Origin of the sequence: Vibrio coralliilyticus ATCC BAA-450 (genome assembly GCF_000176135.1) — a bacterium.
Taxonomy (GTDB): domain Bacteria; phylum Pseudomonadota; class Gammaproteobacteria; order Enterobacterales; family Vibrionaceae; genus Vibrio; species Vibrio coralliilyticus.
The window spans coordinates 53,194-69,528 of record NZ_ACZN01000013.1; the positions used below are offsets into that span (position 1 = coordinate 53,194).

Annotated in this window: 16 protein-coding genes; 4 read left to right on the top strand and 12 right to left on the bottom strand. The window is 46.2% G+C overall.

Translation table 11 applies throughout. The features are described 5' to 3' along the window. Nucleotides 1-10: 10 nt before the first annotated feature. The 12 genes from nusB to VIC_RS03725 all read right to left on the bottom strand — a co-directional run bounded on the left by nusB (nt 11) and on the right by VIC_RS03725 (nt 11,142). On the bottom strand, nt 11-478 hold the full coding sequence (gene nusB, locus VIC_RS03670) for a transcription antitermination factor NusB (protein WP_006957918.1): 468 nt from the start codon (nt 476-478) through the stop codon (nt 11-13). Beyond that, nucleotides 478-948: a 6,7-dimethyl-8-ribityllumazine synthase gene (gene ribH / locus VIC_RS03675; protein WP_006957919.1), complete on the bottom strand. Its 471-nt coding sequence runs from the start codon at nt 946-948 to the stop codon at nt 478-480. Before ribH ends, nusB begins: the two co-directional genes overlap by 1 nt. Nucleotides 949-1,125: 177 nt before the next feature. Further along, complete coding sequence (gene ribBA, locus VIC_RS03680) at nt 1,126-2,235, bottom strand: bifunctional 3,4-dihydroxy-2-butanone-4-phosphate synthase/GTP cyclohydrolase II (RefSeq protein WP_006957920.1); 1,110 nt, start codon at nt 2,233-2,235, stop codon at nt 1,126-1,128. Between the two features lie 80 nt (nt 2,236-2,315). Then, the gene (locus VIC_RS03685) at nt 2,316-2,966 is read right to left on the bottom strand and encodes a riboflavin synthase (protein ID WP_006957921.1); all 651 of its coding nucleotides are present in this window, start codon (nt 2,964-2,966) and stop codon (nt 2,316-2,318) included. A 2-nt stretch (nt 2,967-2,968) separates the two neighbouring features. Next, nucleotides 2,969-4,075, bottom strand: coding sequence for a bifunctional diaminohydroxyphosphoribosylaminopyrimidine deaminase/5-amino-6-(5-phosphoribosylamino)uracil reductase RibD (gene ribD / locus VIC_RS03690; RefSeq protein WP_006957922.1), 1,107 nt, complete (start codon nt 4,073-4,075; stop codon nt 2,969-2,971). A 7-nt stretch (nt 4,076-4,082) separates the two neighbouring features. Beyond that, entirely contained in the window at nt 4,083-4,532 is a 450-nt protein-coding gene (gene nrdR, locus VIC_RS03695; RefSeq protein ID WP_006957923.1) for a transcriptional regulator NrdR, read from the bottom strand. 231 nt (nt 4,533-4,763) lie between these two features. After that, complete coding sequence (locus tag VIC_RS03700; RefSeq protein ID WP_006957924.1) at nt 4,764-6,014, bottom strand: glutamate-5-semialdehyde dehydrogenase; 1,251 nt, start codon at nt 6,012-6,014, stop codon at nt 4,764-4,766. A gap of 14 nt (nt 6,015-6,028) precedes the next feature. Next, on the bottom strand, nt 6,029-7,162 hold the full coding sequence (proB, locus tag VIC_RS03705) for a glutamate 5-kinase (protein ID WP_006957925.1): 1,134 nt from the start codon (nt 7,160-7,162) through the stop codon (nt 6,029-6,031). A gap of 177 nt (nt 7,163-7,339) precedes the next feature. Next, nucleotides 7,340-7,729 carry a sigma factor-binding protein Crl gene (gene crl / locus VIC_RS03710; protein WP_006957926.1) on the bottom strand — a complete coding sequence of 130 codons (390 nt, stop codon included), beginning with the start codon at nt 7,727-7,729 and terminating at the stop codon, nt 7,340-7,342. Between the two features lie 121 nt (nt 7,730-7,850). Beyond that, the gene (gene frsA, locus VIC_RS03715; protein WP_006957927.1) at nt 7,851-9,098 is read right to left on the bottom strand and encodes an esterase FrsA; all 1,248 of its coding nucleotides are present in this window, start codon (nt 9,096-9,098) and stop codon (nt 7,851-7,853) included. Between the two features lie 209 nt (nt 9,099-9,307). Further along, nucleotides 9,308-9,772, bottom strand: coding sequence for a xanthine phosphoribosyltransferase (gene gpt, locus VIC_RS03720; protein ID WP_006957928.1), 465 nt, complete (start codon nt 9,770-9,772; stop codon nt 9,308-9,310). 80 nt (nt 9,773-9,852) lie between these two features. Then, on the bottom strand, nt 9,853-11,142 hold the full coding sequence (locus VIC_RS03725; protein WP_006957929.1) for an NCS2 family permease: 1,290 nt from the start codon (nt 11,140-11,142) through the stop codon (nt 9,853-9,855). A gap of 1,016 nt (nt 11,143-12,158) precedes the next feature. Here VIC_RS03725 and VIC_RS03730 point away from each other — a divergent pair. The 4 genes from VIC_RS03730 to VIC_RS03745 all read left to right on the top strand — a co-directional run bounded on the left by VIC_RS03730 (nt 12,159) and on the right by VIC_RS03745 (nt 16,299). Continuing rightward, nucleotides 12,159-13,631 carry an aminoacyl-histidine dipeptidase gene (locus VIC_RS03730; protein ID WP_006957930.1) on the top strand — a complete coding sequence of 491 codons (1,473 nt, stop codon included), beginning with the start codon at nt 12,159-12,161 and terminating at the stop codon, nt 13,629-13,631. Nucleotides 13,632-13,902: 271 nt separating this feature from the next. Continuing rightward, a complete protein-coding gene (locus VIC_RS03735) occupies nt 13,903-14,346 on the top strand; it encodes an ATP-dependent zinc protease family protein (RefSeq protein WP_006957931.1) in 444 nt (147 codons plus the stop codon). Then, nucleotides 14,343-15,248 (top strand): 30S ribosomal protein S6--L-glutamate ligase, encoded by a 906-nt coding sequence (gene rimK, locus VIC_RS03740; protein ID WP_006957932.1) that lies wholly within the window; start codon nt 14,343-14,345, stop codon nt 15,246-15,248. Before VIC_RS03735 ends, rimK begins: the two co-directional genes overlap by 4 nt. After that, a complete protein-coding gene (locus tag VIC_RS03745) occupies nt 15,208-16,299 on the top strand; it encodes a succinylglutamate desuccinylase/aspartoacylase family protein (protein WP_006957933.1) in 1,092 nt (363 codons plus the stop codon). Before rimK ends, VIC_RS03745 begins: the two co-directional genes overlap by 41 nt. Nucleotides 16,300-16,335: the final 36 nt, after the last annotated feature.

Consider the following 16,335-nt stretch of genomic DNA (forward strand, 5'->3'; position numbering starts at 1 on the left):
TCAATTCGGCTTATTTTTTGCGAACGTGTGGTGCGGCTTTATCTAGCACACCATTGACAAACTTGTGGCTCTCTTCAGCAGCGAACACTTTAGCCAGTTCGATTGCTTCATTGATTACCACTTTGTAAGGCACATCTTCACGACGCGTCATTTCATACATAGCAAGACGAAGCAAAGCCAGCTCCATCATGTCCAAATCTTGCATTGGGCGAGCAGTGTAAGGACGAATCTTGCTGTCTAGCTCTGTGTGACTTAGCACAACACCTGTTAGCAGGTCACGGAAGTATGCAACGTCAGTATCTGGTGCAACAAGCGCTGGCTCAGCAGCATGATGCTCTTCTTCATCATACTTACCACCAGATAAGAACTGCTCTTCAATAGTGGCAACATTCTCTTTAGTAATTTGCCATGAGTAGATCGCTTGTAGAGCGAATCGACGTGCATTACGACGTGCGGCTGGTTTCACACTGGCCCCCATTAGGAATCGATTTCAGATAGAACGTTAATCATTTCAAGTGCGCTTAGTGCAGCCTCTGCACCTTTATTACCAGCCTTGGTTCCTGCGCGCTCGATAGCTTGGTCAATTGTATCAACGGTCAATACACCAAACGCCACTGGAAGACTGTACTCCAGAGACACCTGCGCAAGGCCTTTGTTACATTCACTACAAACATAGTCAAAGTGAGGTGTGCCGCCACGAATAACAGTACCTAGTGATACGATCGCATCAAACTTGCCTGTTTTTGCTACGCGCTGAGCTACCAATGGAAGTTCAACCGCACCCGGACAACGAACAACGGTGATGTTATCTTCGCTGATTTGTCCATGACGCTTTAAAGTATCGATTGCACCAGACAATAGACTTTCGTTAATAAAACTGTTGAAACGAGAAATAACGATAGCAATTTTTGCGTTTGGCGCTGGGAAGCCACCCTCGATCACTTTCATAAGCCTTCCTTTAACTATGTTCATCAAGTGAGAATCGCCGGATTCTAGCACAAATCTGTGAGCAATATCTAATGGAAATTTAGCATTATTCAATTAGCAGAACGGCGTTAAAAACAAAGAAGGCAATTGGTTCATCACCCTTTGCCTTCTTATACAATCTAGTCGTTTTCTATCTGCTTATTCGCAAACATATTCAACCACATTAAGACCGAACCCACCCAAGGCGTGGTATTTCTTGTTAGTTGAAGAAAGTAGACGCATGTCATGTACACCCAAATCCGCCAAAATCTGCGAACCGACACCAACACGTCGTGATGTCCCTTGCTTCTTCGCCAAGGTTGGCGCTTCGCCTTTATCTTGGGCTTCAAACATTTTCACGCGGTGGATAAGCAAGTCAGTTGACTCTTCATTACCAAGAATAACCAAGACGCCACCTTCTTCACCAATGCGCTTCATTGCTTTATCTAGCGTCCAGCTTCGTTCAGCATTGCGATCGCTACGCAGTAGGTCGGTAAACGTATCCTGAAGGTGAACTCGAACCAATGGTGCGTTCTCTTGCACGTTGCCTTTGCATAGCGCGTAGTGAACCTGATTGTCGATAGTATCGCGGAAGGTCACCAGTTCAAACTCACCGTATTCTGTCGGCAATTTGCACTCTGCAACACGCTCGATAGTCGTTTCTGTGTTGTTGCGGTATTCGATCAAATCAGCAATCGTACCTAACTTGATACCATGTTTCTCCGCGAAGATTTCTAGATCTGGGCGACGAGCCATTGTGCCGTCGTCATTGAGGATTTCAACAATCACACCGGAAGGCTCAAAACCAGCCAAACGCGCCAAGTCACAACCTGCTTCAGTGTGGCCAGCACGAGTCAGAACACCACCGTCTTGTGCGGCAAGTGGGAAGATATGCCCTGGTTGAACCAAGTCCGCCGCTTTGGCGTCTTTTGCAACCGCAGCTTGCACGGTGCGCGCACGATCTGCTGCTGAAATACCTGTTGTCACGCCTTCCGCCGCTTCAATAGAAACAGTGAAGTTAGTCGTGTACTGCGCGTTGTTGTCCTGAACCATAGGTGGCAAGCCTAAACGCTCACAACGCTCTTTAGTCATCGTCAAGCAGATCAGGCCGCGGCCGTGAGTTGCCATGAAGTTGATCGCTTCTGGAGTCACATGTTCGGCCGCCATGATCAGATCGCCTTCATTTTCACGATCTTCGTCATCCATCAGGATGACCATTTTACCTAAGCGAATGTCTTCGATGATTTCTTGAGGCGTACTAATTGGCATTTCTCTGTTCCTGTTATCTGGGCACTTGGCGACTTTATTCTGTGTCAACGCCCAGCGTTCTAGGCTGGGCGTCCGTTAATTTATGCAAAACCGTTTTGCTGGAGAAACTCCATGGTCAAACGCGATTCTGGCTGCTCTTTTTGGCTGGTTAGTAAACGTTCCATGTAGCGCGCTAACACGTCCACTTCCAAATTCACTTTTCGTCCAACATGGAAATCTGCAATGGTCGTCTCTTCGCCAGTGTGTGGCACTATCGTAAGTTTGAAGGCATTTTTGCGCAGAGCATTCACCGTCAGGCTGATACCATCCACAGTAACAGAGCCTTTCTCAGCAACATATTTAGATAGTTCTTCAGGCATGGAAACCCAAAACTCAATCGCTCTCCCCACCTGATTACGTTCAGTAATTTCACCAACGCCATCCACGTGACCAGAAACAATATGACCACCAAAGCGCGTGGTTGGCAGCATGGCTTTTTCGAGGTTGACCTTGCCACCCACTTGGTAATCCGTAAACCCAGTTTTGTTCAAAGTTTCTAACGACAAATCGGCGCTATAGCTGGTTGAATTAAAATCCACAACCGTCAAACACACGCCATTCGTTGCTATGCTGTCGCCGAGTTTGACGTCTGACATATCCAGCTTACCCACTTCAACGGTGACACTAATGTCTTCACCTTTCGGAGTAATTGCTGTTAGCGTCCCAACAGCTTCAATAATTCCTGTAAACATATTTACGCTTCTTTGTTCTTTAGTCGGGCTACAAGGCGAATGTCTTGGCCAACTTGTCTGATATCTTGAATATCGAGTTCAATGACTTCTGCCATCGACTCTAGTCCAAGTGCACCAAACAAGCCTCGGCCATCACTGCCCATAATTTTAGGCGCTAGATACAATATTAACTCATCCACCAAGCCTTCTTTAATCAGACTGCTTGCCAGAGTGGCGCCCGCTTCAACCCAGAGATGATTAATATTGTGATGGGAGACCAAATTTGCAAATGTTGATTTCAAATCAATTTGCTCTGAGTCATTAAGTAAGGGAGCTACATCACCTTGTGCAGAGACAACAATACGCTCGCCGTCAGTCGAATAGAATTTGAGTTCAGAAGATAGCTGCTGCTGACGATCCAACACCACTCTGACAGGTTGGCGCACTTCACTTTCAGGCAGTTTAGCCTGCACAGACTCAGGTAGCTCATACCAACGAACATTCAGCGATGCATTGTCCTCAATCACCGTTTTGCTTGTCGATAAGATAGCGCCGGCTTGAGCACGGTAGTTTTGTACATCTTGCCTTGCCTGAGGAGACGTGATCCACTGACTTTGACCATTACTCAGCGCGGTTTGGCCATCAAAGCTTGCGGCCATTTTCAACTGCACAAAAGGCATTCCGGTTTTCATACGCTTGATGAAAGCAGAGTTCAGAGCCATCGCATCGCTTTCTAGCAATCCAACCTGAACTTCAATACCCGCATCACACAGCATTTTAATGCCACGCCCCGCCACCTGTGGGTTTGGGTCTTCCATGGCACAAATCACTTTCGCCACTTTAGCTTTGATCAAACCTTCAGCGCATGGAGGGGTGCGGCCGTAATGAGAACAAGGCTCAAGGGTGACATAAGCGGTCGCCCCCACAGACTTATCGCCTGCCATTCTTAATGCATGCACTTCCGCATGGGGTTCGCCAGCGCGGTAGTGAAAGCCTTCACCGACGATGTCGTCATCAAGGGTAATAACACAACCAACATTCGGGTTTGGTGCCGTGGTGTAGATGCCGCCTTTAGCCAATTCAATCGCACGCGACATCATTTGATAATCTTGAGGGGTGAATTCAGACATGTTTACGTTAATCTTCTAATCGGGCAATTTCTTCGCCAAACTCACGAATATCTTCAAAGCTACGGTAAACGGACGCAAAGCGAATGTAAGCGACTTTATCCAGCTCTTTAAGCTGATCCATAACCAAATTACCGATCATTTCACTAGGTACTTCACGCTCTCCGGTCGCCCGTAGCTGAGACTTGATCATGCTGATCGCCAGCTCAACAGAGTCCGCACTCACTGGGCGTTTTTCCAACGCTCGCTGCAAACCACCGACCATTTTATCTTCATTAAATGGTTCGCGGTTTCCATTTGATTTAATCACGCGAGGCATCACCAGTTCAGCAGTTTCGAATGTGGTAAAGCGTTCGCTACAAGCTAGACACTGCCTGCGACGGCGAACCTGATGACCGTCAGCCACCAGACGAGAATCGATCACTTTCGTATCATTCTCAGAGCAAAAAGGACAATGCATATCACCTCCATAATATACTCAAATAACCTCTGCGCTTAACGCCATATTGATAGAACCAATAAAGAGATTTTGTTCTATGCAAATATCAACGAGAATCCCTTTTAGGATAAGTTGTTAACGCGCAAACGAAGTCACTTGAGTATATCGCAGCTAGTGTAGCGGATTTGGTAAAGTGAAGAAAAGCAAAAGGGGCGAAATCGCCCCTTTTTCATATCGGAATACTGAGTTTTGTTAACTACGCGGTAGGTAGTTAGCCTTTCCTACCCATTTATAGCTGGTAAGCTCTTCTAACCCCATTGGCCCACGAGCATGCAGCTTCTGTGTCGACACCGCAACCTCAGCCCCCAAGCCAAACTGCGCGCCATCGGTAAATCGAGTAGAAGCGTTAACATACACAGCAGCAGAACCCACTGAGTTGATGAACAACTCCGAGTTTTCCAAGCTGTTCGTCATGATTGCATCAGAGTGGCTGGCATTATGGACTCGCATATGATCGATAGCTTGTTTGACATCCTTAATCACTTTGACACCAAGAGTGAAGCTGAGCCATTCCGTATCAAAGTCCCCTTCGCCACTATCACGTATCTGTTTAGCAGTCGCCATCAAAGCCTTTGCTTGAGGCTCAGCAACAAATGTGACTTTATCTTCCATGCGAGCTTTCAACATTGGCAGAAACTCGGCTGCGATAGCTTCGTGAACCAATAAAGTATCCAGTGCATTACAAGCCGAAGGACGCTGCACTTTCGCATTCTCGACGACTTCTAGAGATTTCTGGAGATCAGCACTCTCATCAACAAATACATGACTGATACCAAAGCCGCCAATAATGACAGGGATCGTGCTGTTTTCTTTACACATTTTGTGAAGACCAGCGCCACCACGTGGAATGATCATGTCAACGTAATCATCGAGCTTAAGCAGCTGAGAAACCAACTCTCGATCCGGCTTCTCAATATACTGAACCGATGCCGCAGGCAGCTCGGCTTTAGCAAGCGCCGACTGAATAACCTTGACTAGCTCCATATTGGAGAAAAACGTCTCTTTACCACCACGAAGGATGCTTGCGTTACCCGTTTTTAAACACAGGGCAGCAATATCAATAGTCACGTTCGGGCGCGCTTCGTAGATGACGCCAACAACCCCTAATGGCACTCGACGGCGAGATAAAGACATGCCGTTTTCTAGGACTTTGCTATCAATTTCGCTACCGACGGGATCATTAAGGCTAATCACGTTACGTACGTCATTAGCGATCCCCGCTAAACGATCTTCGTTAAGCAGCAGGCGATCAAGTAACGCGTCTGTCAGGCCAGCTTCTCGACCCAGTTCAATATCTTTGGCATTTGCAGCCAAAATCGTGTCTGCGTTGGCTTCAAGTTCATCTGCAATGATCGCTAGTGCTTGGTTTTTTTGCGCCGTTGATGCTGTTGCCAGTTGGAAAGCTGCGTCTTTGGCAGCTTGACCCATAGAAATCAGTTCCACTATCTTTCCCTCAATTATTCCTGAATTACGACCATATCGTCACGGTGCAGCACTTCGCTGCCATAGTCGTAACCCAAAATTCCTAAAATATCTTTACTGTGCTTGCCAATTATCTTGGTCATGTCTTGGCTGGAGTAGCTGGAAATCCCGCGCGCAACCAAAGCACCGCTCTGATCAGTCACACGCACTACCTCACCGCGGGCAAATTCGCCACTCACGTGAGTCACTCCCTTAGCCAGCAGACTACTGCCTTTTTCGATGACTGCTTTCACCGCTCCGTCATCAATGACAATATCACCTGACGCGGCTGGCCCAGCCAGAATCCAGCGTTTGCGACTTTCGAGCGCTTCTTCAATTGGCAGAAAGCGGGTACCTTGCGGTTCTTCACCCAATGAGTCGAATACCACACTAGGTGCGCTACCCGCTGCGATGATCACTTCAATTCCAGCTCGTCGAGCAATATCCGCCGCCTGAAGTTTGGTTGCCATCCCGCCAGTACCTAGCGTTGTGCCACTGCCTCCGGCGATTTTGCGCAGAGTGTCATCAATGGTTTTCACTTCTTTGATCAATTCAGCATTTGGGTCTTTGCGCGGATCAGCGGTAAATAGCCCTTTCTGATCTGTCAGTAGGAGCAATTTGTCTGCCCCACAAAGAATACCGACTAAAGCTGACAAGTTATCGTTATCACCCACTTTGATTTCACTGGTCGCTACCGCGTCATTTTCATTCACGATAGGAATGATGTCATTGTCGACTAAAGCATTGATGGTATCGCGGGCATTAAGAAAGCGCTCTCGGTCTTCCATGTCTGCACGAGTCAGCAGCATCTGACCAATTTTAATTCCGTAGATGCCGAACAAGGCTTCCCAAGTTTGAATCAATTGGCTCTGCCCCACCGCAGCCAATAACTGCTTATTTGCCATCGAGTTGGGCAGTGCGGGGTAACCTAGGTGCTCTCGGCCTGCCGCAATTGCGCCAGACGATACCATGACCACAGAGTGGCCCAGTTTCTTCAGCTCAGCACACTGGCGCGCCAACTCAACCATGTGAGCGCGATCTAACGCCAATGTCCCACCAGTTAATACACTGGTACCCAGTTTCACAACCACAGTTTGGCGCTGTGTTGTGTTTCCGCATTCTTGATTCATTGTCTCTCTGCTATGAAATTAAAAATAGTCACCCATTGCTCTGGTTTGCATAGCAACACGCAGTATCAGCAAAATGGTTATCAGACCTGATGTTTTAACAATCAAAGCATAAATTCACAAGTAGAAAAGGCGCCGTGAGGCGCCTTTTTGATAGATAAAATAGATAGAGGAATAAATTTAGACGAACTCAACAGATTCTTTGTGTAAATCTAACGTCATATCAAATTGAGTCTGTAGGGTTTCAACCAGCTTTTGATGGAAAGCTTCTTGGGTGCGGTTAACTTCTTCAATGGCTTTTTTTGGTAACTTCTCGTCCACCCAGTCCCCTTTAACATCATAGAGGCCAGTGCTATAACGAGCAGCGAATGTCTGCCCTTCTTGTTCCAGCTCTAACCACCATCCCCAGAACTCTCTTTCTTCCGGCGATTTTTTGTCATTCACACAGACAGAAAGACAATCAAACAAGTAACGGCCTTCTTCACTTTGTGACTCTCTCAGATATGGGCCAATGGCCTTTAACGTAGACATCAAGCGGTAATGAGTTGGACTTTTTGGCTGTTCAGACATAATGAATCTCCATATTCAATATCTGTAATGATTATTCGTTGTAATTATGACGAGCAAATAAACAGGACTGCTTAGTTTGGGTATTGCCCTTATATGAGTCTTGCCTAATTTATTAGATTTGTCATCTAATTAGCTCGTCCTCCAACCACTTAATCGCCAAATCGAGGGATTGCTCATATCCTTGTGTAATTGTTTTTGCACTGATTTTCTTCGCTTTTCCGTAATCACTAAACAAGGCAACCAGCTGGTTATCACTGTAGGGTGAAACCGGATCGCTTTCGAGGCTCATTGCCAGAATAGGCACCTTAGTTTTACGGTTAGATAAAATGCCCTGCACCTTAAGCGACCAAGCCATCAACTGACCCGCCAAACTGTTGACGTCTACCGCGTTCTTCCCTAAGCGCGATGCTAAAACATCAAGGTACATTTTCGGCATTTTCTTCAACTTTTCCGGTGAAGAAAGTACATCGTGAATCGGAGCTCCTAAGCTGACACACGCTTTAATCTTATCTGGCTCCATAAAAGACAGTCTGACTAGAGCATTGCCGCCAAACCGAAACCCAATCAACCCTACCCTATGATGATCAACCCAAGGAATATTAAACAGTTCGTTCAATACCGCTTGGTGGATGCAAGAGGTATCTTCTGTTAGCGTCCAATGACTGCTATGCCCAACTGAAGGCATATCGACAGTCAACATTGCGATGTCTTTTTTCGCTAAATGGTCACGGAACAACTTCCACATGTCGGTTTGTAAGCTATCCAGCCCCGCACTGACCATCACCACAGGTTGCGGCTTATCGGTTTTGGTCAAATGAAGATGGGCGATTATGCGTTTATTCTGGTAGGGAATTTCTATCTGCTTAACGATATATTTTGTTTTCTTGGAGGCTTCCGTATACGCATTGCTGGCAAGAACCTGAGCCTGAGTTGCCAGATTATCATTCTTAAGATGCGGGTAACCGGCAATACTAAAACATAAAGAAGCATTGAACAGTTCATCGGCGGCTTCTTCACCCTTTAATTCATTAGAACGTTTGTGATGCAGCATACCCAGCTTGGTCCACTCGTAAGTCCAGTTCCCACTGTGGTAGCCCATTACGGTATCTAGCCACTCGTCGTGAGTACGTGAATGTTTTGAGGACGCAATCTTTGCCAATACCGCTTCGACTTCAATAGGATCCAAACCTTGCCATGCCCACTGCATTCGACGCAGGTTTCGATACCATTTAAAGCCATCTTGTTCACGCTTTTCATCCAACATCGATTGGCTGCTGGGCATGTATTGCGTCAGTGCGGAGGTTTCTTTGGCTTGTTTATGATTGGTGAACAGGGTTTCGGAGAGGTTTTTGCTCACTTCTTCAGACATAAGGAGGCCTAGTTAGAATAATTTTCTACATTGTATACCTGTCACGATGTAAAAGGCAGGCCAGAGTCAAGGTTCACTGCATTAGTTCACGAAAAGTTATGATAGGAAAGGAGAGGCAACATTGGGAAAACCACGAGAGGCAAATGGCAACCCAACAAAAAATGACCCATTAAGGGCCATTTCTCTTTTACTGAACAATCCGGTGAGGATTATTTTTGCTTGCGATTGATCGGCTCAGCGTACTGAATCGACATATCCCAAGGCTGCTCGATCCAAGTTTCCTGCGCGATATCAACCACGTAGTCATCAAGAAGAGCTGCACCAGATGGTTTAGCACATACCGCAATCAGTTTTGCTTTCGGGTATAGCTCACGCAGCTTACGAGCGGTATCACCGCTGTCCACTAAATCTTCAACGATTAGGTAACCTTCACCGTCACCTTCTGGTGCTTTCAATACACTCATATCACGTTGATGATCGTGGTCGTAGCTAGAGATACAAATGGTATCAACGTAACGAATACCCAGTTCACGAGCCAGAATTGCACCTGGAACAAGACCACCACGACTTACCGCCCAGATACCTTTCCACTGCTCTGCTGGCATTTGTTGCTCAGCAAGCTCACGACAATAACTGTGCATTTGATCCCAAGTAATAATGAATTTCTTACTCATTGTTCTAAACCTAATAATAAAAAGTTGAGGGCCTGTCCATTCAACTCAACGTAGAACGCACAGCCCCTTGATGAAGCTCTTTAAGCAACAATGTATTTGAAGATAAAGATTGCCGACATCACCCACACACTAAGGGAAACGTCACGACCTTTACCACTGAATAATTTGATTGCCGCGTAAGCGATGAAGCCAAGAGAAATACCTTCCGCAATAGAGAAAGTCAGAGGCATCAGCAAACACGTCACAACAACTGGTGCCGCTTCTGTCAGGTCTCGCCAATCAATGCTCACCAAACCAGAAAGCATGAGGATCGCCACATAAAATAGCGCACCAGCCGTCGCATACGCAGGGATCATACCAGCCAATGGCGAGAAGAATAGAGCAAGTAGGAACAAAATACCAACTACAACAGCGGTTAGACCTGTGCGACCACCAGCGGCAACACCAGATACACTCTCAATGTAAGAAGTCGTGTTTGACGTGCCCAACAGAGCACCTACCGAAGTAGCAGTTGAGTCAGCAAGAAGTGCTTTATTCAGACGAGGAATTTTACCATCTTTATCCATCAGACCTGCTTTTTGAGACACACCAACCAGCGTGCCAGCAGTATCAAATAAGTCGACGAAAAGGAAAGCAAAAACCACTGAAATCATACCGATCTCAAATACTGCAGAAAAATCCAACTGCATGAAGGTCGGTGCAATGCTTGGTGGCGTTGACATGATGCCACCCCATTGCACATCACCAAACGCTAAACCTAAGCCAGTAACCGCCAAAATAGCGATCATCACCGCGCCTTTTACGCCACGGTGAACCAGTGCAATAGTCAGGAAGAAGCCAATTGAAGCTAGTACTGCAGGTAACGAAGTAATCGAGCCAAGAGAAACAAGTGTCGCCGGGTTATCAACCACGATACCTGCATTCTTTAACGCGATAAATGCCAAGAACAAGCCAATACCCGCCGAAATACCCGTGCGCAAAGAAAGTGGGATGGAGTTTATGATCCACTCTCGGATCTTAAACACACTCAATAGAATGAATAGCACACCGGATACAAATACTGCTGCTAATGCAACTTGCCATGTATATCCCATACCAAGAACAACGGCGTAGGTGAAAAAGGCGTTCAGCCCCATTCCCGGAGCCTGGGCGATTGGGTAGTTAGCGACAAAGCCCATGATGAAACAGCCGATAGCCGCCGCTAAACAGGTCGCGACGAAGACAGCACCACGATCCATACCGGCATCAGCTAAAATAGCCGGGTTTACAAAGATGATGTAAGCCATGGTAAGGAAGGTTGTCATACCGGCTATGATCTCAGTTTTTACATTCGTTCCGTGTTCACTGAGCTTGAATATTTTTTCGAACATAATCGAATTCCAAAGGGTAAAAGTAAACGGTTGCGTAATCGATTGGCGGGATTATAAAGTCTACAAATGGCAAATTCCAGATAGAATTAGGACTCTAATCAATATTTCTATCTGTAAAACTTGCTCTCAAACGCCCCACCTAAGTGAACATTAGTAAAAAATCCTATTAGTTCAATACATAACAGTGATGTACCTACGAGCCTTTGAAAGGTGATTTTTTCAACCATGTCGTAAACTTACATTGAAGAAAAAGCCCTGAAACGAGATTGGATATGTGTTTATGCGAATAAAATGAAGCAAAGCTGATGAGAATAGAGAAATCATGCCATTGCGGCAGACATTTTCAGCAGATAAAAAAACGCCACTCAAATTGAGTGGCGGTTGAATCATGTCAGCAAATTAGGAGCTGTAATAAAATTCCAATTATAGGGGTGAACAAACTTGTTCGAGAGTCACAAGCTCGGAATTAGTAACCGAAGCTCGTTGGATATGCAAAATTGCCAGTGTAAACAGAGTTGTTTATCCAGAATGTTGCACTTGGTAAACCTTTCATAACTATCACCTTCTAAATCAATGAAAACAGATAACAAATATTGATTTCTCAGTTCCTTGGAGGCGACAAATCGGACTCATCCTTTGAGCATTTTCTCTTCGCTTTCGAAGTTGGTTACTAATATACCCCAAAGAAAATTAATTACAACAACAAAAGTGACAAAAGTCACATAAATTTCAAAAAATGACTCAGATCAAATGATTTTAGTAATTAAATTACAGAAATATTAATTTAGATATTACTTTTATTACACTCAATAAGAATACAGTCTCACATGGAAAAATCATTGAATCTAGGTTCTGTGATGACAGCGAAACATTTCGTTTCTGCTTTTACTACTACCTAACCTTAGGTAGTGCTATTCTGTGCCTCTCTACCCAATAGGTCAGATTTGGTTTTTTGTTCGTTTAATTAACGCAATTACCTAACAAGATCTGGCATTATTATGATTAAGGAGTCATCCGTGTCTGAATTCCATTCTGAAATCAGCAACTTATCACCTGCACCATTATGGCAGTTTTTCGATAAGATCTGCTCTATCCCTCACCCTTCTAAACATGAAGAAGCGCTCGCTCAATACATTGTGGGCTGGGCGACTGAGCAAGGCCTAGATGTCCGTCGCGATCCGACGGGCAATGTTTTCATTAAAAAGCCAGCAACACCTGGCATGGAAAACAAGAAGGGCGTAGTTCTTCAAGCACACATCGATATGGTGCCGCAAAAGAATGAAGACACGGATCATGACTTCACTAAAGATCCTATCCAACCTTATATAGACGGTGAATGGGTAACCGCAAAAGGGACCACTCTAGGTGCAGACAACGGTATGGGTATGGCGTCTTGCCTAGCAGTACTGGCATCTACCGATATTAAACACGGCCCGATTGAAGTACTTCTGACTATTGATGAAGAAGCAGGTATGACAGGTGCCTTTGGCCTGGAAGCAGGCTGGTTAGAAGGTGAGATTCTGCTGAACACCGACTCTGAGCAAGAAGGCGAAGTCTACATGGGCTGTGCAGGCGGCATTGATGGCGAAATGACGTTTGACATCAAGCGCGAAGCGATCCCTGCGGGCTACGTAACTCGTCAGTTGGTATTGAAAGGTCTGAAAGGCGGTCACTCTGGTTGTGATATCCATACTGGTCGAGGTAATGCGAACAAACTTGTCGCTCGTTTCCTAGCCGGTCACGCACAAGAGCTGGATCTACGTATGGTTGAATTCCGTGGCGGTAGCCTGCGTAATGCGATTCCGCGTGAAGCGTTCGTGACTGTCGCTATCCCTGCTGAAAATGAAGCTAAGCTTGCTGAACTATTCAACTTCTACACTGACTTACTGAAGCAGGAGTTAGGAAAAGTAGAAACAGACATCGTTTCATTCAACGAAGCCATCGAAACCAGCGAGCAAGTACTGGCGATTGCTGATCAGCAACGTTTTATCGCTGCACTGAATGCTTGTCCTAACGGCGTGATCCGCATGAGTGACGAGATCGAAGGCGTTGTAGAAACATCTCTGAACGTGGGCGTTGTGACCACAGAACGCGATAAGATCAACGTACTTTGCCTAGTTCGTTCATTGATTGACTCAGGTCGTCATCAAGTTGAAAGCATGCTGACATCCGTAGCGGAGCTGGCAGGAGCTAAGATTGTTTTCTCTGGCGCATACCCTGGCTGGAAACCAGATGCAGACTCTGAAATCATGGCTATCTTCCGTGATATGTACGAAGGCATTTACGGCCATAAGCCAAACATCATGGTCATTCATGCTGGTCTAGAGTGTGGCCTGTTTAAAGAACCGTACCCGAACATGGACATGGTTTCTTTTGGTCCAACGATCAAATTCCCACACTCGCCAGACGAGAAAGTGAAAATCGACACGGTTGCTCTATTCTGGGATCAAATGGTCGCGCTATTGGAAGCGATTCCAGAGAAAGCCTAACCCGCTCGTCCTATAGAAAAACTAGTCAAAAGCCAGTGGGAAACCGCTGGCTTTTTTGTTATCGACTTTAATAATCAATTTTTGTCGTCACGGTGAAATTAATTCGTTAGTCACCCTCACCTCTCGCTGATACAGTCGCCGCCGTTGAAGCGCCATAGGCAATCCATCTTGCCCACTTCAACCCCTATAACAGATACACGCTATCCGTTGTATCGGGGGATGCTCGGTTCTCAGAGCATCTTGATTACTTTCTCAATGTAAATGAAATGCAATGAACGAAAAACTGCTAGTGGGCTGGCGAGAAACCCTGAGCCTTCCTGAGTTAGGTATAGAAAAGATCAAGGCAAAAATTGATACCGGAGCCAGAACTTCGTGTCTGCACACATTCAAAGTCGAGAGTTTCCATAAGGGTGCTGAGCTATGGGTCAGATTCTGGATTCATCCTTTGCAGCGTGATAACTCACAAGAGGTAGTGTGCGAAGCCAAAGTCATCGACCAACGTGTTGTACGCGATTCTGGAGGCCATGAGGAAACACGTTATGTAATTGAATCGACAATACGACTCGGTCAGCAAAGTTGGAAAGCGGAGTTGACGTTAACCAATCGTGAAAACATGGCATTTCGCATGTTGTTAGGCCGTACTGCAATGCACCATCGCATGCTTGTCGACCCTGTTAAATCGTTTTTAGTCCCCTTCGAGGAAAACCAACAATGAAAATCGGTATTCTGTCTCGCAACGCCAATCTGTACTCAACCAAGCGTTTGATCGAAGCGTGTCAGAAACGTGGCCACGACGTAAAAGTGATCGACGCGCTACGCTGCTACATGAACATTAACTCGGATAAACCTGAGATTCACTTTAAAGGCGAAGAGTTATCGGGGTTCGATGCCATTATTCCACGTATTGGTGCATCCGTGACTTTTTACGGCACAGCTGTACTGCGACAATTTGAAATGATGGGGGTTTACCCAGTCAACGAGTCAGTGGCTATTACGCGCTCGCGCGACAAACTGCGTTCTATGCAGTTACTGTCTCGTAAAGGCATAGGTATGCCGGTTACCGGATTTGCTAGCAAACCCGATGATGTCAAAGACTTACTAGACATGGTCGGCGGAGCTCCAGTCGTGATCAAATTGCTTGAAGGCACTCAAGGCATTGGCGTGGTGTTAGCTGAAACACGTAAAGCAGCAGAAAGTGTTGTCGAGGCTTTCATGGGACTGAAAGCCAACATCATGGTTCAGGAGTACATTAAGGAAGCTGGTGGTGCTGACATTCGATGCTTTGTGATTGGTGATAAAGTGATCGCGGCAATGAAGCGTCAGGGCGCAGAAGGTGAGTTCCGTTCTAATCTGCACCGCGGTGGCAGCGCGTCACTCATCAAAATAACCCCAGAAGAGCGTCGTACTGCGATTGCTGCGGCAAAAGTCATGGGGCTCAACGTTGCTGGAGTGGATCTACTAAGATCGGAACGGGGCCCTTTGGTGATGGAAGTCAACTCTTCACCAGGTTTAGAAGGTATTGAAGCAGCAACAGGCAAAGACATTGCAGGCATGATCGTCGAGTTTATCGAGAAAAATGCCTCAACCAAAAGGACTAGAACTCGTGGCAAAGGCTAAGATCAATCGCGTGTTTGACATTCTCGGCGAGCAAATCTCGCCGGGACAAAGAAAGGTGGTAGAGCTAGAGTCAGCAAAACTCTATACCCACTCTCCTTTGTCGATCCCAATCGAAGTCACCAATGGGAAATTTGCAGGGCCAACTCTGATGGTTAATGCCGCCATCCATGGTGATGAACTCAATGGCGTAGAGATAGTCCGTCAGTTAATCAACACCATTGATGCACAAAAACTAAAAGGCACTGTGATCGCAGTGCCTATCGTTAACGTGTTTGGCTTTATTCATAAATCACGTTATTTGCCCGATAGGCGTGACCTGAACCGCTGTTTTCCCGGCAGTGAGAAAGGTTCGCTGGCTTCTCGCATGGCAAGCGCTTTCTTCAATCAGGTGGCAAAACGTTGTGACTATATTCTCGACTTACATACTGGTGCGATTCATCGTACTAACTTACCGCAGATTCGGGCAGACCTAAGCAATCCTGAAACGCTGCGAATTGCACAGGCCTTTGCCACCCCAGTCATTGTGGATGCCCCTTTAAGAGATGGCTCACTGCGCAGCGAGGCCGAGCGTCTGGGGATCCCAGTGCTGACTTACGAAGCAGGAGAAGCACTGCGATTTGAGCCTATTTGCATCAATGCCGGTTATATCGGCGTGAAACGTGTAATGCAAGCAATTGGCATGTTACGACCAAGCCGTAAAAAGCTTCCAGAGCCCGTTATCGCCAAATCCACCAGTTGGATACGAGCGGAAAGCGATGGGATTCTGCGTACCGTAGTGACATTAGGTGAAAAGGTAACGAAAGGCCAAACATTAGCCTTCATAAGCGCCCCACTGGGACACAGTGAAATTGAGCTAAAAGCTCATAAAGGCGGCATTGTGATTGGCCAACAAACTCTTCCCTTAGTCAATGAAGGGGATGCCGTGTTTCATTTGGCCTATTTTGTCGAAGATGACCAACAAGTGGAACAGGTTGTAGAAGAGTTCATTGAAGAGGTGATCGACTCCGATCTGGAACCGCTAACAACAGGTCAAATTCAATCTTCAATCTAAGCAAGAAAACCGCTTACACCTTTTATGATGTAAGCG

Coding starts and splice junctions, on each gene's coding strand:
- nusB (WP_006957918.1), bottom strand. CDS start 478: ATGGGGGCCAGTGTGAAACCAGCCGCACGTCGTAATGCACGTCGATTC.
- ribH (WP_006957919.1), bottom strand. CDS start 948: ATGAAAGTGATCGAGGGTGGCTTCCCAGCGCCAAACGCAAAAATTGCT.
- ribBA (WP_006957920.1), bottom strand. CDS start 2,235: ATGCCAATTAGTACGCCTCAAGAAATCATCGAAGACATTCGCTTAGGT.
- VIC_RS03685 (WP_006957921.1), bottom strand. CDS start 2,966: ATGTTTACAGGAATTATTGAAGCTGTTGGGACGCTAACAGCAATTACT.
- ribD (WP_006957922.1), bottom strand. CDS start 4,075: ATGTCTGAATTCACCCCTCAAGATTATCAAATGATGTCGCGTGCGATT.
- nrdR (WP_006957923.1), bottom strand. CDS start 4,532: ATGCATTGTCCTTTTTGCTCTGAGAATGATACGAAAGTGATCGATTCT.
- proB (WP_006957925.1), bottom strand. CDS start 7,162: ATGAATCAAGAATGCGGAAACACAACACAGCGCCAAACTGTGGTTGTG.
- crl (WP_006957926.1), bottom strand. CDS start 7,729: ATGTCTGAACAGCCAAAAAGTCCAACTCATTACCGCTTGATGTCTACG.
- frsA (WP_006957927.1), bottom strand. CDS start 9,098: ATGTCTGAAGAAGTGAGCAAAAACCTCTCCGAAACCCTGTTCACCAAT.
- gpt (WP_006957928.1), bottom strand. CDS start 9,772: ATGAGTAAGAAATTCATTATTACTTGGGATCAAATGCACAGTTATTGT.
- VIC_RS03725 (WP_006957929.1), bottom strand. CDS start 11,142: ATGTTCGAAAAAATATTCAAGCTCAGTGAACACGGAACGAATGTAAAA.
- VIC_RS03735 (WP_006957931.1), top strand. CDS start 13,903: ATGAACGAAAAACTGCTAGTGGGCTGGCGAGAAACCCTGAGCCTTCCT.
- rimK (WP_006957932.1), top strand. CDS start 14,343: ATGAAAATCGGTATTCTGTCTCGCAACGCCAATCTGTACTCAACCAAG.
- VIC_RS03745 (WP_006957933.1), top strand. CDS start 15,208: ATGCCTCAACCAAAAGGACTAGAACTCGTGGCAAAGGCTAAGATCAAT.